Source organism: Kitasatospora sp. NPDC058170 (assembly GCF_042883905.1).
Taxonomy (GTDB): domain Bacteria; phylum Actinomycetota; class Actinomycetes; order Streptomycetales; family Streptomycetaceae; genus Kitasatospora.
On record NZ_JBHVUV010000007.1, the window covers coordinates 1 to 18,887 of the forward strand.

The 18,887-nt window shown below is 72.5% G+C and carries 18 protein-coding genes; 11 read left to right on the forward strand and 7 right to left on the reverse strand.

The genetic code is table 11. The features are described from left to right. From ACFVVX_RS09905 to ACFVVX_RS09915, 3 genes are all read left to right on the forward strand, one after another. Positions 1 to 944: Dyp-type peroxidase (locus tag ACFVVX_RS09905; RefSeq protein ID WP_387943410.1), on the forward strand; the 944-nt coding region annotated here is incomplete at its 5' end. A 42-nt stretch (positions 945 to 986) separates the two neighbouring features. Further along, positions 987 to 1,844 carry an iron uptake transporter permease EfeU gene (gene efeU, locus ACFVVX_RS09910; RefSeq protein WP_387943412.1) on the forward strand — a complete coding sequence of 286 codons (858 nt, stop codon included), beginning with the start codon at positions 987 to 989 and terminating at the stop codon, positions 1,842 to 1,844. Positions 1,845 to 1,992: 148 nt separating this feature from the next. Next, complete coding sequence (locus ACFVVX_RS09915; RefSeq protein WP_387943414.1) at positions 1,993 to 3,315, forward strand: DUF2254 domain-containing protein; 1,323 nt, start codon at positions 1,993 to 1,995, stop codon at positions 3,313 to 3,315. Between the two features lie 35 nt (positions 3,316 to 3,350). Here the strand turns inward: ACFVVX_RS09915 and ACFVVX_RS09920 are convergent, their stop codons facing one another. After that, a complete protein-coding gene (locus tag ACFVVX_RS09920) occupies positions 3,351 to 4,295 on the reverse strand; it encodes a serine/threonine dehydratase (RefSeq protein WP_387943416.1) in 945 nt (314 codons plus the stop codon). A 71-nt stretch (positions 4,296 to 4,366) separates the two neighbouring features. On the opposite strand from ACFVVX_RS09920, the gene ACFVVX_RS09925 reads away from it, so the two are divergent. After that, positions 4,367 to 4,618, forward strand: coding sequence for a hypothetical protein (locus ACFVVX_RS09925; RefSeq protein ID WP_387943418.1), 252 nt, complete (start codon positions 4,367 to 4,369; stop codon positions 4,616 to 4,618). A 118-nt stretch (positions 4,619 to 4,736) separates the two neighbouring features. Here the strand turns inward: ACFVVX_RS09925 and ACFVVX_RS09930 are convergent, their stop codons facing one another. Beyond that, positions 4,737 to 5,051, reverse strand: coding sequence for a hypothetical protein (locus ACFVVX_RS09930; RefSeq protein WP_387943420.1), 315 nt, complete (start codon positions 5,049 to 5,051; stop codon positions 4,737 to 4,739). Next, complete coding sequence (locus ACFVVX_RS09935; RefSeq protein ID WP_387943422.1) at positions 5,048 to 5,347, reverse strand: SAV_915 family protein; 300 nt, start codon at positions 5,345 to 5,347, stop codon at positions 5,048 to 5,050. The genes ACFVVX_RS09930 and ACFVVX_RS09935 overlap by 4 nt, the downstream gene beginning before the upstream one ends. Before the next feature lie 237 nt (positions 5,348 to 5,584). Here ACFVVX_RS09935 and ACFVVX_RS09940 point away from each other — a divergent pair, with 237 nt between their 5' ends. The 3 genes from ACFVVX_RS09940 to ACFVVX_RS09950 all read left to right on the forward strand — a co-directional run bounded on the left by ACFVVX_RS09940 (position 5,585) and on the right by ACFVVX_RS09950 (position 8,762). Continuing rightward, entirely contained in the window at positions 5,585 to 6,019 is a 435-nt protein-coding gene (locus ACFVVX_RS09940) for a helix-turn-helix domain-containing protein (protein ID WP_387943424.1), read from the forward strand. Beyond that, complete coding sequence (locus tag ACFVVX_RS09945) at positions 6,012 to 6,380, forward strand: DUF4180 domain-containing protein (RefSeq protein ID WP_387943426.1); 369 nt, start codon at positions 6,012 to 6,014, stop codon at positions 6,378 to 6,380. The genes ACFVVX_RS09940 and ACFVVX_RS09945 overlap by 8 nt, the downstream gene beginning before the upstream one ends. A 162-nt stretch (positions 6,381 to 6,542) precedes the next feature. Then, on the forward strand, positions 6,543 to 8,762 hold the full coding sequence (locus ACFVVX_RS09950; RefSeq protein WP_387943428.1) for an NADP-dependent isocitrate dehydrogenase: 2,220 nt from the start codon (positions 6,543 to 6,545) through the stop codon (positions 8,760 to 8,762). 131 nt (positions 8,763 to 8,893) lie between these two features. On the opposite strand, the gene ACFVVX_RS09955 is transcribed toward ACFVVX_RS09950, so the two are convergent. Together ACFVVX_RS09955 and ACFVVX_RS09960 are read right to left on the reverse strand one after the other, a co-directional pair. After that, positions 8,894 to 9,892 carry a YdcF family protein gene (locus ACFVVX_RS09955; protein ID WP_387943430.1) on the reverse strand — a complete coding sequence of 333 codons (999 nt, stop codon included), beginning with the start codon at positions 9,890 to 9,892 and terminating at the stop codon, positions 8,894 to 8,896. A 102-nt stretch (positions 9,893 to 9,994) separates the two neighbouring features. Continuing rightward, positions 9,995 to 11,428, reverse strand: coding sequence for an MFS transporter (locus ACFVVX_RS09960; RefSeq protein WP_387943432.1), 1,434 nt, complete (start codon positions 11,426 to 11,428; stop codon positions 9,995 to 9,997). Positions 11,429 to 11,693: 265 nt separating this feature from the next. Here ACFVVX_RS09960 and ACFVVX_RS09965 point away from each other — a divergent pair, with 265 nt between their 5' ends. Next, on the forward strand, positions 11,694 to 12,395 hold the full coding sequence (locus ACFVVX_RS09965) for a TetR/AcrR family transcriptional regulator (protein ID WP_387943434.1): 702 nt from the start codon (positions 11,694 to 11,696) through the stop codon (positions 12,393 to 12,395). 101 nt (positions 12,396 to 12,496) lie between these two features. On the opposite strand, the gene ACFVVX_RS09970 is transcribed toward ACFVVX_RS09965, so the two are convergent. Both ACFVVX_RS09970 and ACFVVX_RS09975 read right to left on the reverse strand, forming a co-directional pair. Next, the gene (locus tag ACFVVX_RS09970) at positions 12,497 to 13,471 is read right to left on the reverse strand and encodes a cytochrome c oxidase assembly protein (RefSeq protein ID WP_387943787.1); all 975 of its coding nucleotides are present in this window, start codon (positions 13,469 to 13,471) and stop codon (positions 12,497 to 12,499) included. 105 nt (positions 13,472 to 13,576) lie between these two features. Next, a complete protein-coding gene (locus ACFVVX_RS09975) occupies positions 13,577 to 14,584 on the reverse strand; it encodes a ScbA/BarX family gamma-butyrolactone biosynthesis protein (protein WP_387943436.1) in 1,008 nt (335 codons plus the stop codon). A 135-nt stretch (positions 14,585 to 14,719) separates the two neighbouring features. On the opposite strand from ACFVVX_RS09975, the gene ACFVVX_RS09980 reads away from it, so the two are divergent. From ACFVVX_RS09980 to ACFVVX_RS09990, 3 genes are all read left to right on the forward strand, one after another. Then, entirely contained in the window at positions 14,720 to 15,346 is a 627-nt protein-coding gene (locus tag ACFVVX_RS09980) for a ScbR family autoregulator-binding transcription factor (RefSeq protein WP_387943438.1), read from the forward strand. Beyond that, entirely contained in the window at positions 15,343 to 16,284 is a 942-nt protein-coding gene (locus tag ACFVVX_RS09985; RefSeq protein WP_387943440.1) for an NAD-dependent epimerase/dehydratase family protein, read from the forward strand. The genes ACFVVX_RS09980 and ACFVVX_RS09985 overlap by 4 nt, the downstream gene beginning before the upstream one ends. Positions 16,285 to 16,435: 151 nt before the next feature. After that, entirely contained in the window at positions 16,436 to 18,793 is a 2,358-nt protein-coding gene (locus ACFVVX_RS09990; RefSeq protein WP_387943442.1) for an arylsulfatase, read from the forward strand. The last annotated feature ends 94 nt before the right edge of the window (positions 18,794 to 18,887 follow it).

Sequence of the window (18,887 nt, forward strand, 5' to 3'; positions counted from 1 at the left end):
AGGTGGGCTCGGGTGCTGCGAGTGGTCTGCCGGAGGCGCCGCCGGATGACACGGGTGAGGCGTTGGGCCTGCCGGCGTCGCGGTTGACGCTGACGATCGGGTTCGGGCCGTCGTTGTTCGTGAAGGACGGGGTGGACCGGTTCGGTCTGGGGGCGCGGCGTCCGGAGGCGTTGGTGGAGCTGCCGCGGTTCAAGGGGGACAACCTGGATCCGCAGCGCAGCGGTGGTGACCTGTGTGTGCAGGCGTGTGCGGATGATCCGCAGGTGGCGGTGCACGCGATTCGTAATCTGGCGCGGATCGGGATGGGGACGGTGAACATCCGGTGGTCGCAGCTGGGGTTCGGGAAGACGTCGTCGACGACGCCGGATGCGCAGACGCCGCGGAACATGATGGGGTTCAAGGACGGGACGCACAACATCGCGGGCAGTGATGCGGCGGGGTTGGCGGAGCATGTGTGGGCGGGGCCGGGGGACGGGCCGGAGTGGATGACCGGGGGGTCGTACCTGGTGGCGCGGCGGATCCGGATGCACATCGAGACGTGGGACCGGACGCCGTTGAAGGAGCAGGAGGACATCTTCGGGCGGACGAAGGGGGAGGGTGCTCCGTTCGGGGGTGCGCGGGAGCATGATGCGCCGGATCTGAAGGCGATGCCGCAGGACGCGCATGTGCGGTTGGCGCATCCGGATTCCAACGGGGGGTTGATGATCCTGCGTCGGGGGTTCTCGTTCACGGACGGCAGTGACGGGTTGGGGCGCCTGGATGCGGGGTTGTTCTTCCTGGCGTATCAGCGGGACACGCGCAAGGCGTTCGTGCCGTTGCAGCAGCGTCTGGCGGGCAGTGATGCGCTCAACGAGTACATCCAGCATGTCGGTTCGGCGCATTTCGCGTGTCCGGCGGGTGTGCGGGGGCCCGGTGAGTGGTGGGGCCAGGCGCTGTTCGGCTGACGTGTTGCCCTGCTGTTTCGTTCGATCCCCGAGGAGGGCGCCGTGTTCGGCAACTACCTGATCGGCCTGCGTGAGGGCCTTGAGGCGAGTCTGGTCGTCTGCATTCTGATCGCCTATCTGGTGAAGACCGGTCGCCGGGACCGGTTGGTGCCGGTGTGGGCGGGTGTGCTGTCGGCGGTGGTGCTGAGCATGGTGTTCGGCGCGGTGCTGCAGTACGGGTCGACGCAGTTGACGTTCGAGGCGCAGGAGGCGCTGGGCGGGTCGCTGTCGGTGGTCTCGGTGGGCCTGGTGACGTGGATGGTGTTCTGGATGCGGCGCACCGCGCGGCATCTGAAGGCGGAGCTGCACGGCAGGCTGGACGCGGCGGTGGCGATGGGCACCCTCGCGCTGGTGGTCACCTCGTTCCTGGCGGTGGGCCGGGAGGGGCTGGAGACGGCGCTGTTCATCTGGTCGGCGGTGCAGGCCACCGACGACGGCTACAACCCGGTGATCGGTGCGGCGCTGGGGCTGCTCACCTCGGTGGTGCTGGGCTGGCTGTTCTACCGGGGTGCGCTGCGGATCAACCTGGCGCGGTTCTTCACCTGGACCGGGGCGATGCTGGTGGTGGTCGCGGCGGGCGTGCTGGCGTACGGGGTGCACGACCTGCAGGAGGCGGGCTGGATCGGCGGGCTGCACGACGTGGCGTTCGACGTCAGCTCCACGGTTCCCAAGGACAGTTGGTACGGCACGCTGCTGAAGGGCGTGTTCAACTTCCAGCCCGATCCGACCGTGCTCCAGCTGGTGGTCTGGGCGCTCTACCTCGTCCCGACGCTGGCCGTGTTCCTCAACCTCTTCGGCGGCGGCCGCACCACCACCCCCGCCAAGCCCGTCACACCGGCCGAGACGGCCCCGCAGGGCTAGGACCTGTCCGGCCGAGGACTCGTCTGACAATTCGCGTCGCGTCAGCGCGCGGCGCGAATTGTCAGACAAACGCTGGGACCCGATCGGCCCTGCCGCCCCGAGCGTGGCGCGCCGCCGCTAGCCGCGACCACCGCCCTAGCCTGGGGCGATGACCGACCGCAAGCCCGCCCCGCCCCGACCGGTCCGCTACCGTCCGCTCTCCCCGCTGCGCGAGCACCTGCGGGAGTCGTTCTGGTTCGCGCCACTGCTCACCTGTGTCGGGGCGGTGCTGCTGGCCGGGCTCACCGCCTGGCTGGACGAGGCCAGCGTCGCCGCGAGCGTCGCCGAGACCGGTTCGGCGGACGAGCTGATGCGGTTCACCGGCGCGGCCAAGAGTGTGGTGTCGACCGTCACTTCGGCGATGCTGACCTTCATCGGGGTGGTCTTCTCGATCTCGCTGGTGGCCGTGCAGATGGCCGCCAGCCAGTTCTCCCCACGGGTGCTCAGGCTGTATGTGCGCAGCCGGCTGACCAAGGCCACCTTCTCCGTCTGCCTGGCCACCTTCCTCTTCGCGCTGCTCGTCCAGCTCAGCTACGACGACTCCACCGACCCGGCGAAGGTCACCTCCGTCCCGGTCTTCTCCGGGCTGGTCGCCGTGCTGCTGGTGCTGCTCAGCCTGGCGCTGTTCGTGCTGTACGTGCAGGCCACCCTGCGGCTGCTGCGGGTGTCGTACGTGATCGACCGGGTCGCCAACGAGTCGGTGGCGGTCATCGTCCAGTACCGCGCGATGCCGCCCGAGCCGCAACCGCCGGTGGTGCCCGAGGGGGCGCTCACCCTGCTGCACGAGGGCCGCTCGGGCGCCCTGCGGGACGTCAACATCCGCCGGCTGGTGCGGATCGCCCGCAAGCACGACGTGGTGCTGTACCTCGTCCCCCGGATCGGCGACTTCATCACGCCCGGCACCCCGATCGTCCGGGTGGCGGGCGCGGCCCGCCCGCCGCGGCCGCACCGGATCGCCTGGGCGCTCAACGTCGGTGTCGAGCGCACCATGCACCAGGACCTCAGCTTCGGGTTCCGGCAGCTGGTCGACATCGCGATCCGCGCGCTCTCGCCCGCCGTCAACGACCCGACCACGGCCGTCCAGGCGATCGACCGGATCCACCAACTGCTCGGCATGCTCGTCCACGAGAGCTTCGGGGACCTCCGCTTCCGCGACAGGGCGGGCGCGGTCCGGCTGGTCGAGCCGGTGCCGGACTGGAGCTGCATGGTCGACCTGGCCTTCACCGAGATCCGCCTCTGCGGGGCCGGCCACCCCCAGGTGACCCGCCGGCTGGCCGCCGCCCTGGACGACCTGCTGCGGATCACCCCGGACGGGCGCCGCCCCGAACTCCTGGAGCAGCGCCGCCTGTTGGACCGCGCGGTGGCCGAGCAGCTGGCCGACCCGGAGGTCCGCGCCTTTGCGCTGGTGCCGGACCGCCAGGGGATCGGATAGGCGCCGAGGAGGGTGCCGGAGGGGTCGAGAGGGGGCTACGGCGCCGCCACCAGGTCGGACGGGTCGGTGTTGGCGCCGCAGAGCAGGACGGCGATCCGTTCCCCGTGCACGGCGTCCGCGGCCCCCGCGGCCTCCACCGCGGCGAGTGCGGTGGCGGCCGCGTGCTCGACGGCGATCCGGCGCTCGTCCCAAAGGCCCTGCCGGGCCCGGATGATGGCCTCGTCCGAGACCAACAGCGAACGCACACCGGGATCCTGGGCGGCGTGCACGGCAAGTGCCGTGGCCCGGCGGGCTCCCAGCGCGTCGGCCGCGACCGAGTCCACCGTGACGTCCACCGGCCGGCCCGCGGCCAGCGCCGCGTTCAGCGCCCGGCTGTGCACGGGCTCCACCGCGACCACCCGGACGCCGTGCTCGCGGGCCGCGGCGGCCACCCCGGCGAACAGCCCGCCGCCGCCGACCGACACCACCACCGTGTCCAGGTCGGGCAGTTGGGTGCGGATCTCCTCCAGCACGGTGCCCGCGCCGGCGGCGATCAGCGGGTGGTCGTAGGCGTGCGAGGCCAGCGCGCCGCCCGCCGCCGCGAACTCCTCGCAGGCGGCCAGCGCCTCCGCGTACTGCGTACCGGCCAGCCGTACGTCAGCGCCGTAGGAGCGCAGCCGGGCGACCTTCACCGGCGGGGCCGTCTGCGGCAGGAACACCGTTGCCCGGAGGCCCAGTTCATGGGCCGCCCAGGCGCAGGCCAGCCCCGCGTTCCCGCCCGAGGCGATGGTCACGCCGGCCTCCGGGAGGGTGCCCGCCTCGGCGTGCGCCAGCAGGAAGTTCTGCGCCCCGCGCGCCTTGAAGCTCCCCGTGTGCTGCAGGAACTCCAGAGCCAGCCAGACCCGTCCGGTGTCGTCCCCGGGGGCCACCGCGACGGGCCGTACCCGCCCTGCGATCCGCTCCCCGGCCGCCTTGACCTCGGCATACGTCAGCTGGTCCATGCTGCTGCTCTCCTCCGCTAGCGGCGGAGACCGGGCTCCACCGTGTGACAGCACGACGGTACGTTGAGCCGATGGACGATGAGAAGATCACGATCACCCTGACCCCCGACGAGGCCCTGGTGCTCTCCGACTGGTTCCACCGCCTGCAGATGACCGAGCTGGGCCGGGTCGTCGACGACCCGGCCGTCTGGGTGCCGGTCCAGCGCATCGCCGGGACGCTCGACGGGACGCTCACCGCCGTGTTCGCGCCCGACTACGTGGACCGGCTGGCGGCCGCCCGCGCCCGGCTCCGCACTGAGCTCGGCGACCCCCGCGAGATCTGACCGGCCGGGGTGACCGTCACGCGGCCCGTGGCCCCTCCCCGGTCGGCGGGGGGCGGGAAGGGGCCGCGGTCGGGACGAGCCGCCCCGGACGGGTGCGCCAGGGGGCCTAGGGCAAGCCCTAGGGGACGGGGTGGAGGGCGGGCCGGCCGCGGGTCAGGGCGCGCAGGACCAGGTCCACCTGGAGGTTGGCCGCGCCGGCCCGCAGCAGGGCGGTGGAGATGGCGCGTAACTCGTCGGGGCCGGTACAGGCGAGGCGGAGTTCGAGGTCGACGTCGCCGGCCAGGGCGAGGCCGCTCTGGACGGCGGGGAACTCGGCGGCGAGCCGGTCGAAGTCGAGTGGCACCGGACCGAAGCCGATCCGGACCACCGCGTGCAGGGGTCGTTCCTCGGCGGGCTCGGCCGGCGCGTCGGGGAGCAGCCGCAGGCGCGTCACCGGCGCTGGAGCTGAACGGGGGCGACGGCCGCCGGGCGGTCGGCCGGGCCGGTGACGGGCGGTGCCACCAGTTTCGGGTCCAGGACCAGGGCGTCGACGCCCAGCGGATCGGTGAGCGCGCGCAGGGCGGGCTCGGAGAGTTCGGTGTGGGCCTGGCCGGGCCCGAGGAGGGCGGCCAGGGCCTCGGCGGAGCTGAAGCCGACCGCACAGCGGCGGCCGTCGCGCAGGCGGAAGAGGCGGAGGGCGGTGGTGCGTCCGGTGACGGTGACCGGGACGTGCCAGACGACGCGGGCCATGCGGGTGCTCCCGAGTGGTGGAGGGGCCTGCCGGAACTGCTCCCTTGACGCTAGGCCCGGCTCGGCCCACCGGAGGCCGTCCTGACGCGGCGTTGACCGAATGACGCGGTGCGTTGACGGACTCCTGACGTTCCGCCGGGCCGTCCGGCCGGTCGGTCGTGACTATCCTTCCCTATTCTGCATGTCGAACTGGTAGGTTGCGTGAGGATAGGGAAGACCCGAAAGGAGTGACGGCCGGTGCCGCAGTACTACTCGGTGGAACAGGTGGCGGAGCTGCTGGGCCTGCACGTCCGCACCGTGCGCGGCTACGTCCGGGACGGCCGACTGAAGGCGACCAGGATCGGCAAGCAGTACCGGATCGCCCGCCAGGACCTGGAGGAGTTCACCGGCGCCCCCGTCACGCCGCCCGAGCCGGCCCCCGAGCCGCGCCGCGCCGACGCGTCCACGATCGTCCAGATCGACGGCATCGGGACCGAGGAGGTCGTCCGGCTGGCCAACACCCTCATGGCGGCGATCGCCGGCCCCAGGGAGGACGGCGGGCGGCTGCGGGTCGAGACCGTCCACCACGAGGAGCGGTCCACGCTCAAGGTGATCATCCTGGGGGACCTGGCCGACACGGCCGAGCTGCTCGTCATCATCAACGCGCTGATCAGGGAGAACGGCCATGCCTGAGTACGACCCCACCGTCCTGCGGCTCACCCCCGACGGCCCGCCGATCCGCAGCGAGCGCGACGCGACCGACGTGATCGGGGACGCGTTCGGACAGGGCGCCGACTGGGTCGTCGTCCCGGCGGCCCGGCTCGACGGCGACTTCTTCCGGCTGAGCACCCGGGTCGCCGGCGGGATCGTCCAGAAGTTCGTCACCTACCGGATCGGCCTCGCCGTCATCGGCGACATCTCCGCCCACGTCGCCGCGAGCGACGCCCTGCGCGACTTCGTCGTGGAGAGCAACCGCGGCACCCAGCTCTGGTTCCTCACCGAGGAGGAGGAGTTCGGCCCCCGCCTCGCCGAGCAGCGCCGGGCCGTTCCTTAGCAGCTCCCACTTGCCCCCCACCCGCGCGGGGACCACCGTGGAGCTGACCGCCGGGGCCCGCCCGGGCGCCCGGCGCACGCCTGGGGCGGGGGGAGGTGGAGCAAAGGGGCGCTCACGAGATATCTTGACATCAAGACGTTGGAGACGTGAAGCGGAGTACCGATGACTGACTCGACCATCATCTATACGCACACCGACGAGGCGCCTGCCCTGGCAACGTACTCGTTCCTGCCCGTGGTGCAGGCCTACGCCTCGACGGCCGGTGTGCGCGTGGAGACGCGCGACATCTCCCTCGCCGGGCGGATCATCGCGAGCTTCCCGGAGCGTCTCGAGGAGGGCCAGCGGATCGAGGACGCCCTCGCCGAGCTGGGCGAGCTCGCCAAGACCCCGGGCGCCAACATCATCAAGCTGCCGAACATCTCGGCGTCCATCCCGCAGCTGAAGGCGGCCGTCGCCGAGCTGCAGGCGCAGGGCTACGCGCTGCCGGACTACCCGGACGACCCGCAGACCGACGAGGACAAGGACGTCCGCGCCCGCTACGACAAGGTCAAGGGCAGCGCCGTCAACCCGGTGCTGCGCGAGGGCAACTCCGACCGCCGCGCCCCCGCCTCGGTCAAGAACTACGCCAAGACCCACCCGCACCGCATGGGTGCCTGGTCGGCCGACTCCAAGACCAACGTCGCCACCATGGGCGTGAACGACTTCCGCTCCACCGAGAAGTCCGCCGTGATCGCCGAGGCCGGTTCGCTGCGCATCGAGCTGGTGGCCGCCAACGGCTCCACCACCGTGCTCCGCGAGTCGGTACCGGTCCTCGCCGGTGAGGTCGTCGACGCCTCCGTGCTGCGCGTCGCCGCGCTGCGCGAGTTCCTCACCGCCCAGGTGGCCCGCGCCAAGGCCGAGGACGTGCTGTTCTCGGTGCACCTCAAGGCCACCATGATGAAGGTCTCCGACCCGATCATCTTCGGCCACGTGGTCCGTGCCTTCTTCCCGAAGACCTTCGCCCAGTACGGTGAGGCGTTCGCCGCCGCCGGTCTGCGCCCGAACGATGGCCTCGGCGGCATCCTGGGCGGCCTGGACGCGCTGGCGAACGGCGCCGAGATCAAGGCCTCCTTCGAGGCCGAGCTGGCCGAGGGCCCGGCCCTGGCCATGGTCGACTCCGACAAGGGCATCACCAACCTGCACGTGCCGAGCGACGTCATCGTCGACGCCTCGATGCCGGCCATGATCCGCACCTCCGGCCACATGTGGGGCCCGGACGGCAAGGAGGCCGACACCCTGGCCGTGCTGCCGGACAGCAGCTACTCCGGCGTGTACCAGGCCGTCCTCGACGACTGCCGCGCCCACGGCGCCCTCGACCCGGCCACCATCGGCTCGGTGCCGAACGTCGGTCTGATGGCCCAGGCGGCCGAGGAGTACGGCAGCCACGACAAGACCTTCGAGATCGCCGCTGCCGGCACCGTCCGCCTGGTCGGCGCCGACGGCGAGGTCGTCCTGGAGCAGGCCGTGGAGGCCGGCGACATCTTCCGCGCCTGCCAGACCAAGGACCTGCCGATCCGCGACTGGGTGAAGCTGGCGGTCACCCGCGCCCGCGCCACCGGCGACCCGGCCGTGTTCTGGCTGGACGCGGAGCGTGCGCACGACGCCGTCCTGATCGAGAAGGTCAAGGCGTACCTGCCGGAGCACGACACCGAGGGCCTGCAGATCGAGATCAAGTCGCCGGTCGAGGCGACCCTGTTCTCGCTGGAGCGCATCCGCCGCGGCGAGAACACCATCTCCGTCACCGGCAACGTGCTGCGCGACTACCTGACCGACCTCTTCCCGATCCTGGAGCTGGGCACCAGCGCCAAGATGCTGTCGGTCGTCCCGCTGATGAACGGCGGCGGCCTGTTCGAGACCGGCGCCGGCGGCTCCGCCCCGAAGCACGTCCAGCAGCTGGTGAAGGAGAACTACCTGCGCTGGGACAGCCTGGGCGAGTTCTTCGCGCTGGCCGCCAGCTTCGAGCACCTGGCGCAGACCGCGGACAACGCCCGGGCCCAGGTCCTGGCCGACACGCTGGACCGCGCCACCGGCACCTTCCTCAACGAGGACAAGTCGCCGAGCCGCCGCCTCGGTGGCATCGACAACCGCGGCAGCCACTTCTACCTCGCCCTGTACTGGGCCCAGGAGCTGGCGCAGCAGACCGCCGACGCCGAGCTGGCGCAGGCGTTCACCGGTCTCGCCAAGACGCTGGCCGAGCAGGAGCAGGCCATCGTCGAGGAGCTGATCGCGGTCCAGGGTTCGCCGGTCGACATCGGCGGCTACTACCAGCCGGACGCCGCCAAGGCGGCGGCCGCGATGCGTCCGTCGAAGACCTTCAACGAGGCGCTGGCCAACCTCGGCTGACCGTAGCCGCAGCTGCAGCTGCAGCCGTAGCAGGGCCGGCGCCGAGTCGGCGCCGAGCCCACCGGGATGCCCCCGGGTCCGTCAGTGACCCGGGGGCATCCCCGCGTCCGGGCGGCCCCGGGCCGGTCGCGTCACCACCGCCACCCCGCCGCCGCCCCCGCGGCCGCGAGCAGCAGGAGGGCGGCGGCGTTCGCCCGCGGGTAGAGCAGCGCGGTCGCGACCACCTCGCGCAGGACGGCGCTGGGCCAGTAGTACCCGGCCGTCGGCGCGCCGACGACCTGCCCGGGCACACCCGCCCGGCGGGTCGTGATGGCGGAGCGGAGCACGTGGAAGCTGCTGGTCACCACGGTGCAGTGGTAGCCGGGGTGCTCCTGCTCCATCAGCTCCCGGCTGAAGGCGAGGTTCTCGGTGGTGTTGGTGGCCTTCTCCTCCAGCCGGATCCGCTCGCGCGGGCAGCCGTGGGCGACCAGGTGGTCCGCCATGGCGGAGGCCTCGGTGCAGTTCTCGTCCGGGCCCTTGCCGCCGGTCACCAGCAGCAGCGGCGCGTGCCCGGCCGCCTCCTCGGCCCGGTACAGCGCCATGGCGCGGTCCAGCCGGGCCGCCAGCAGCGGCGGCACCTCGGAGCCGTCCAGCCCGGCGCCCAGCACCACCACGTAGTCGGCGCCCGGCCGCACGGCGAGCCGCCGGTACAGCAGGGTGTACCCGAGGAAGCAGAGCAGCAGGAACGCGCCGTAGCCGCCGATCAGCACGGCGGCCCCGGCCGCCGCCCGCAGCTCCCGGACGCCGAGGTAGGTGGCCGAGAGCAGCAGCGCCAGCAGGGCGAGCAGCCCGGCGCCGGTGAGCAGCGCGAGCAGGCTGGCCGGCCGGGTGCCCTCCCGCCGCACCATCGTGACCCCGTTGGCCACCAGCAGGGCGGCCGCCACCAGCCCGCTCAGCCAGACCGCGCCCGCCACCGCGGCCGTGACGGCGCCGGCGGCCGGCGCCGAGAAGTGGCCGACCGCGCTGACCGTGCCGAGCGCCGCGCAGACGGCGATCAGGCCGAGCAGGACCCCGTTGCCGAACCGTCTCGGCTCCTGGATCCGGGAGAGCAGCACCACGGCGAGCAGGGCGGCCATCAGAAGGGCTTGCATCCCCGGACCCTACGCCGGGAGCCCTCCCCGGACGCGACGAGCCGCCGCCCGCCGGACGGGCGGCGGCTCGAAGACGGACCCCAGGGTCCGCAGGCCCGGGGGTCACCCCTGCTCGTGCGGGCGGGCCCGGCGGGGGAGCAGGAAGGCGACCAGGAAGGTCAGGGCGAGCAGGCCGCCGGTGAGCCCGAAGGTCCAGCCCGCGCCGTGCTCGAAGCCGTCGGAGGCGGCCCAGCCGAAGAAGGCGGTGCCGAGGACGGCGACGCCCAGCGAACCGCCCAGCTGCTGGACGGCGTTGAGGACGCCGGAGGCCGAGCCGGTCTCGCGGTCGTCCACCCCGGCCAGGGCGATGTCGAAGAACGGCGCCATGATCAGGCCGAGCCCGAGCCCGGTGACGACCAGCGCGGGGCTCAGCTCCCAGCTGGTGAGACCGGTGGACCAGTGCGCCAGGCTGGCCCACATGCCGAGCGCGCCCAGCGCGGCGACCGCCATCCCGGCGTGCAGGACGCGCCGCCCGTACCTGGGGCCCAGCACCGCGCCGGAGAGCACCGCGCCGGCGACGATGCCGAGCGAGAGCGGGATCATCGTCAGGCCCCCGTGCAGCGGACTCCAGTCGAGGCCGAGCTGCAGGTAGAGGGTGAAGGTCAGCATCAGGCCGGACACCGCGGCGAAGAACAGCAGCCCGGTGGCCAGGGCCGAGGTGAAGGCCCGCTTGCGCAGCAGGGTGGGCTCGATCAGCGGGGTGCCGCCGCGCCGCACCACCTGGCGCTGGTGGGCCGAGAAGAGCCAGAGCACCGGCAGGGCGCCGGCCATCGCGGCGTACGTCCAGAGCGGCCAGCCCAGCTCGCGGCCCTGGACCAGCGGGTAGACCAGCAGCAGGACGGCGCCGCTCAGCAGCAGCACGCCGAGCGGGTCGATCCGCCCGGCCGAGGCCGGGCGGGTGGTGCGGTCGGCGGGCAGTAGCCGGGTGGCGGCGAGCACCGCGACGGCACCGAGCGGCAGGTTGATCAGGAAGATCATGCGCCAGCCGGTGCCGAACCAGTCGGCGTCGGTGAGGTAGCCGCCGAGGATCGGGCCGATCACCGAGGAGAGCCCGAGCACCGGGCCGAACAGGCCGAACGCGGCGCCCGCCTCCTTCGGCGGGAACATCGCCTTGATCAGGCCGAGCCCCTGGGGGAGCAGCAGCGCGCCGCACAGGCCCTGCACGGTCCGCGCCGCGATCAGCGTGGCCGGGCCGGGGGAGGTCGCGCAGAGCACCGAGGCGAGGGTGAAGCCGGCCGCGCCGGTGATGAACAGGCGCTTGCGCCCGAAGATGTCGCCGAGCCGCCCGCCGGTGATCAGCAGGACGGCGAAGGCGAGCGTGTACGCGGCGGAGATCCACTGGATCTGCGACCCGGTGCCGCCGAAGTCGCGCTGGATGGCGGGGGAGGCGACGCCGACGATCGTGGTGTCGAGCAGCTCCATCACCTCGGCGAGCAGGATCACGGCGAGGCCGGCCCAGCGCAGCCGGTACCCGGTCGGCTCGGACCCGCTCTCCATGGCGGGGGCCGGGGTGGCGGGGGCCGGGGCTGCAGGGGAAGGCGCTGCAGGAGAAGGGGTTGCGGGGGAAGGGGTTGCGGAGGGACGGAGGGCGGGCGGAGGGGCGGTCCGACGGGGCATGGGCGGGTCTCCCGGGGAATCGAGGGCTTGAACGAACAGCGTTCGCCGTAACGAACACTGTTTTTCGCGACGAACAGTGTTCTCCCATGGAACGTCGTTCGTGTCAAGTACCCTGGGATCCGTCGCCGACCACGAAGGAGCCCCGATGACCAGTGCCGCCCCGCGTCCGAGCTGGCCAGCGCACTGGCAGGAGAAGGAGAAGCCGGCGGCCCGGCGGCAGCCGCTGAGCCGGGAGCGGATCGTCGAGGCCGCGCTGCGGATCGTCGACGCCGAGGGCATGGACGCGCTGAGCATGCGGCGGGTCGGCCAGGAGCTCGGCACCGGCGCCGCGAGCCTGTACGCCCACATCGGCAGCAAGGAGGAGCTGGTCGAGCAGGTCCTCGACCTGGCCTACTCCGAGATCGAGCTCGAACAGCCCGACGCCGCCGAGTGGCAGGAGCAGCTCAAGCGGCTGATGCGCCGCTCGCGGGACGTCCTGCTCGGGCACCGGGACCTCGCCCGGGCCGCGGTGGTGGCCAACGTGCCCGTCACCCCGCACGCCATGGACATCGCCGAGACCATGCTCGGCATCCTGCGCGCGGGCGGCCTCGACGACCAGACCGCCGCGTACGGGGTGGACCTGCTCGGGCTCTACACCACGGCGACCACGTTCGAGGTGTCCATGCGCGGCGGCGGGAACCCGCAGGAGTACACCGACCAGGTGCGGGACTACTTCGGGACGATCCCGGTCGACCGCTATCCGATGATCACCGCGATGGCCGCCGCACTCACCCGCAACGTCGGGGACGAGCGCTTCGAGTTCGGCCTGGACATCCTGGTGAGCGGCCTGGCCCGGCAGCGCGGCTGACCCAGGGAACGACGAGACCCCCGCCCGGTCCCGGGCGGGGGTCTCATGGTGTCGGTCTCGTCGGACCGGTCTCGTCGGTCTCGTCGGGCCCGGTGGGGCGGTCAGCCGGCGTCGGCCGCCGGGGCCGGCCGCTGGCTGCGCTTGTCCAGCGAGGCCAGGTAGGCGTTGTACGCCGCCAGCTCGGCGTCGCCGTTGCGGTCCTCGGCGCGGTCCCGGCGGCGCGACACCCGCTGTTCGGAGCGCATCCACTGGTACACCAGCGCGATCAGCACGATCGCGGTCGGGATCTCGCCGAACGCCCAGGTGATGCCGCCGGCCAGCTTCTGGTCCGCCAGCAGGTCCGTCCCGGGCGGTGCGCCGGCCTCGGTGAAGGTGGTCACCACCTCGTGGGTGGCCATCATGACCGCCACGCCGAAGAAGGCGTGGAACGGCATACCCATGAACAGCTCGATGATCCGCATCACGTGGCTCGGCCGGTGCGGGCCCGGGTCCACGCCCATGATCGGCCAGAAGAACGCCAGCCCGGCGGCCAGGAAGTGCACCATCATGGCGATGTGCCCCAGCCGGTACTGCATCAGGAAGTCGAACAGCGGGGTGAAGTAGACCCCGTAGAGGCTCGCGATGAACAGCGGGATGGTGAACGCCGGGTGCGAGATCACCTTGACGTAGGTGCTGTGCAGCAGCGCCACCAGCAGCTCGCGCGGCCCGCGCGGGCGGCCCTTGCCGGCCGGGCGCAGCGCGCGCAGCGCCAGCGTGATCGGCGCGCCGAGCAGCAGCAGGATGGGCGACAGCATGGACAGCACCATGTGCTGCATCATGTGCGCGCTGAACAGGACCATGCCGTAGTCGTTCAGCCCGGTGCAGGTGACCAGGATCACCGAGCCGGCGCCCGCCGCCCAGCCGACCGTCCGGCCGATCGGCCAGCGGTCCCCGCGCCGGTGGAGCCGGACCACGCCGGCGCCGTACAGCGCCAACGCGGCCAGGCTGCCGATCAGGAACACCCAGTCGGGCGACCACGTCCAGACGTTGGAGAAGGAGAACGGGCCCAGCTGCGTCATCCCGCCGTGGTGGTGCATTCCTGACATTCCGTCGCCCATCGGCGGGTCCTGCTTTCCGTCCTCGCGGTCCCGGGGTGGGTCCGGTTCGCCCGTTTTGCTGTGCGTCCACAGCCTAGGCGGGCCTTACCCGGGCTCGTCCGCCGCCCCCGCCGTACCGGCGGTCGCGGCCAGCACCGGCCGGTCGCCGGTGCCGACCTCGGCGGTGAAGCAGAGCTGCCCGTGCTGCTCGGCGGTGACCCGGACCGGGCCGTCCGGGAGCACCCGCGCCTCGATCCGGCACGGGGCGTCGAGCTCCACGTAGCGGTGGAACGCGGCCTCCATGGTCACGGGGAGCACCGGCCGCGGGTGCAGCACGGCCTGGGCGGCCTGCCGGGCGGCCTCCAGCAGCAGCATGCCGGGGGCGTGGTCCACCGGGTGGTCGAAGTACTTGCGGTGGGCGGTGTCGACCCGCAGCCACCAGCCGTCCGGCCGGGTGCCGTGGAATTCCTCCGGGAATTCGGATATCGATATGCCGGGCGCCGGGGATTGTGCGAGGACGACGTCGGCCGGGTCGGGCCGGCCCGAATAGCGGGCGGAAATGGGGGCGGCCGCGGGCGGGGCGGCGGCCATGGCACCGGCGCTGTCCGCATTCGCACCACGCAGCCGGGAGTAGACCGCGGGCGCCTGGACGGTGAAACGGGAGTGCGCGGTGGCCACGGGCATTCCGTCACGCAGTACGTCCACGTCCATGGTGAGGGCGGCGAGCTGCGATCTGCGGTGGACGATATCGGAGCAGACCACCCGGAGTTCCAGCATGGCCGGGCCGTCGCGGCCGCTCAGGGCGTGCGGCGCCAGCTCGTAGCGGTAGCCCTCCCAGACCAGGTGATGGCCGAAGGGCGTGCCGTACCCGACATGGCAGAGCAAGGGAAAGAGTTGACGTACGGTCTCGGTGACGAGGAGCGGCTCGTACTCGCCGTCGGCGGCTCGGTAGAATGGCTGGTCGGCGGGCCACCGGGCGGCCACCGTGAAGGAGTCGGGCCCGGTGCGGCGCCAGTTCGTGAGAAAGACCTCTTCTGGATCCAGCTTGTGGACAAGTTCCTGGGTGATGGTGTAATCGCCGGTCGGGTCGGCGATTGTCCCGATTTTGGACATAAGGGTACGCTTTCCTTGAATCGGTGTCGGTGTGGCGGCAAACCTGATAGGGCAGACGGTGCAGCATCATATGCGCACCGTTTCGTCACGGAGCACGTCTGATTTCTTTATCGGTGGACATGGGGTGAGGTGACTGTGCAGGTCAGGCAGGAACGGGCGGTTCGTACCAGGGAGCTCATCCTGGAGGCGGCGGCCGCGGTCTTCGACGAAGCGGGCTATGCCGGGGCGTCCATCATGAAGATCGTGGAGCGCGCCTCGACGACCCAGGGAGCGATGTACTTCCACTTCAAGTCCAAGCAGGACCTCGCCCGTGCGGTGATCATGCACCAGGCCGACGGCCTCCGGGACCTCCCGGAGGAGCCCAAGGGGCTCCAGCAGCTCATCGACCTCACCTACTACCTGGCCCACGAGCTGCAGCACAACGTGCTGCTCCGGGGCGGGGTGCGGCTGGCGGTCGAGCAGGACGAGTCGGGGCTGGCCGAGTACTCCATCTACGAGGAGTGGATCGAGCGCTTCCGCGGCGAGCTCGCCGCCGCCCGCGCCCAGGGCGACCTGCTGGCCGAGGCGGACGAGCGCGGCTTCGCCACCGTCCTGGTGGCCAGCTTCACCGGCTCGCAGATCATGGCGCAGATCGCCACCGGCCGGGCCGACCTGCCGCAGCGGATCGCCGAGCTGTGGCGCTACCTGCTGCCCGGGCTGGCCCCGGCGGAGGTCCGCGCGGGCCTGCTGCTGGACACCGACCGCCGCCCGGAGCGGGCGTGACCACCCGGGTCGTCGCGCTGACCGGGTCGACCGGGTTCATCGGCTCGGCCGCCCTGCGGGCGCTGACCGAGCAGGGGGTGCGGGTGCGCGCGCTGGTCCGCAGCGCGCCGCCGCAAGGCGGCGGCGGGCCGGTCGAGTGGCTGACCGGGGACCTCACGGACGCCGTGTCGCCGGCCCGGCTGTGCGAGGGCGCGGACGTGCTGGTCCACCTGGCCTCCCGGGTCGGCGGCAGCGAGGAGGAGTGCGAGGCGGTCAACTCCCGCGGGACGGAGGCGCTGATGGGCGCGGCGGTCCGGGCCGGGGTCGGCCGGATCGTGCACCTGTCCACGGCGGCCGTCTACGGCGCGGGCCCGCACCGGGGCATCGCCGTCGACGGGGTGCCCGCGGTACCGGTCTCCGCGGCCAGCCGGACCAGGCTGGCGGGGGAGCGGCACGCCCGGGAGGCGGGGGCCGTGGTGCTCCGGCCCGGCCTGGTGACCGGCGCCGGGGACCGCTGGGTGGTGCCCGCCCTGGAGGAACTGGTCCGGCGGGTCCCCGTCCTCTGGGACGGCGGCACGGCCCGGCTGTCCATGGTGGACGTCGGGGACCTGGCCCGTCTGATCGCCGCGCTGGCCACGGCCCGGGAGGCCGTCGCGCCGGGCGTCCACCACGCGAGCCACCCCGAGCCGGTCCGCACCGGGGACCTGCTGGCGGCCCTCGCCGGGTACGGCGTGCTCCCCGCGCTGCCGGGGCCGGGCCAGCCGTGGGCCGCGTGCCTGCGGCTGCTCGACGAGCACCGCGGACGGATCTCCGAGCGGCAGTTCGCGCTGGTCGGCCAGGACCACTGGTACCGCAGCGAGGACATCTGGCGGCTCGCGCAGTGCCCGCCGGGCCCCGGCCCGCTGGCCCGGCTGGCCGACGCGGCCGACTGGTACCGCAGGCGGTCGGCCCAGGGCTGAGCCGGGGCGGGCCGGGGGGCGCTCCTCGGGGGAGGGGACGGGCCGGGGCAGGCGTGCGGAGGGCCCCGACGGAGGTCACCCGGTGCGGGTGATGCGGGCGCGGGCCCGGGCGCCGAGGCTGGGGAGCGGAGCACCCGTGAGGAGACCTGCCATGGCCAATCCCTTCCGCGGCGTCGTCAACCTCGACATCCGCGACTCGGTCCCGGACTGGGGACCCTACGAGCAGCCCAAGGCCCCGCCCGGCTCGCCGAACGTGCTGTACATCGTGCTCGACGACGTGGGCTTCGGCGCGATGAGCTGTTACGGAGGCCCGATCGAGACGCCCAACATCGACCGGATCGCCGCGAACGGACTGCGCTACGGCCAGTGGCACACCACCGCCCTGTGCTCCCCGACCCGCTCGTGCCTGCTGACCGGCCGCAACCACACCACCAACGGCATGGCCTGCATCAGCGAGTGCGCGGTCGGGTTCCCCGGCGCCAACGGGCACATCCCGCCGCAGTGCGCCACGCTCGGCGAGATCCTGGTCGAGCGGGGCTTCAGCACCGCGCTGGTCGGCAAGTGGCACCTGTGCGCCGAGGACGAGATGAACCTGGCGTCGACCAAGCACAACTGGCCGGTCGCCCGCGGCTTCGAGCGCTTCTACGGCTTCCTCGGCGCCGAGACCAGCCAGTGGTACCCGGACCTCGTGCACGACAACCACCCCGTCGAGCAGCCGTCCACGCCCGAGGAGGGCTACCACTTCGGTGTCGACATCACCGACAGGGCCCTGGAGTTCATCGGCGACGTGAAGGCGATCGCCCCGGAGCGCCCGGTGTTCCTGTACTACGCGCCCGGGTGCGCGCACGCGCCGCACCAGGTGCCGAGCGAGTGGCCGGAGCGGTACCGCGGGCGGTTCGACGCCGGCTACGAGGTGATGCGGGCCCGGACCCTGGCCCGGCAGAAGGAGATGGGCCTCGTCCCGCAGAACACCGAGCTGCCGCCGCTGAACCCGATCGGCACCCCCGAGACCCGCACCGGACCGGAGGGCGAGCCCTTCCCGCCGCTGGACTACACCCGCCCCTGGGACACCCTCTCCGACGACGAGAAGCGGCTGTTCTCCCGGATGGCCGAGGTGTACGCCGGGTTCCTCTCGCACTGCGACGACCAGATCGGCCGACTGCTCGACTACCTGGAGGCCACCGACCAGTTGGACAACACCATCATCGTCGTGGTCTCCGACAACGGCGCCAGCGGCGAGGGCGGCCCGAACGGATCGGTCAACGAGAACAAGATCGCCAACGGAGTCCAGGACGACCTGGCCGAGAACCTGGCGATGCTGGACGAACTGGGCGGCACCAAGTCCTACGGCCACTACCCGAACGGCTGGGCGATGGGGTTCAACGCCCCGTTCAAGATGTGGAAGCGCTACTCCTTCAACGGCGGCACCTGCGACCCGTGCGTCATCTCCTGGCCGGACGGCATCAAGGCCCGCGGCGAGACCCGGGACCAGTATCACCACGCGGTCGACCTGGTGCCCACCCTGCTGGACTGCCTCGGCATCGAACTCCCCGAGGCGGTGAAGGGCTACACCCAGCGCCCGATCGAGGGCGTGAGCATGCGCTACAGCTTCGACGCCGGCTCCATCCCGACCGCCAAGCACACCCAGTTCTACTCGATGCTCGGCTCCCGGGGCATCTGGCACGACGGTTGGAAGGCCGTCACCACCCACCCCACGCTCAGCGGGTGGGGGCACTTTCCCGAGGACGCCTGGGAGCTCTACCACACGGCGGAGGACCGCGCCGAACTCCACGACCTCGCCGCGGCGGAGCCCGGCAAGCTCGCCGAACTGGTCGGCCTGTGGTTCCACGAGGCCGGCGCCTACCAGGCGTTCCCGCTCGACGACCGCTCCGCCGTCGAGATCATCACCACCCCGCGCCCCCAGCTCGCACCGCCGCGCAGCCGCTACGTGTACCGCCCCGGCGGCGCCGAGGTCCCGGAGTCGGTCGCGGTCGCCGTGCGCGGGCGCTCCTTCTCCATCGGCGCGCTGGTCGACCTGCCCGAACCCGGCGCGCAGGGCGTGCTGTTCGCGCACGGCGGCCGGTTCGGCGGACACGCCCTCTACGTCAGGGACAACCGGCTGCACTACGTCTACAACTTCCTCGGCAGCGAGGTGCAGCAGGTCGTCGCGACCGAGGAGCTGCCGACCGGTCAGGGACTGATCCTGGCGGCCTCCTTCGACAAGGACGGCGAGGGCCCGCCCGGCACCGCCCACGGCATCCTCAGCCTCTACCACGGCGACCGCAAGGTCGGCGAAGGCCGGATCAGGACCCAGCCGGGCAAGTTCAGCATCGCGGGCGAGGGCCTCAACATCGGCTGCGACGGGGGCGACGCCGTCACCGACGACTACCCCGGCACCCGCCCCTGGCCCTTCACCGGCGGACGGATCGACCGGGTGGCCGTCGACGTCAGCGGCGAGGCGTTCATGGACCTCGAACGCGAGGCCGCCGCCATGCTCTCCCGCGAGTGACCTCTCCCGCGAGTGAGGGACGGTCGGCGGGCGGGGGCACCCCGAGCCCGGGGGGCCCCGCCCGCCCACGCCCCCACCGGTCGGCGTGACGGTG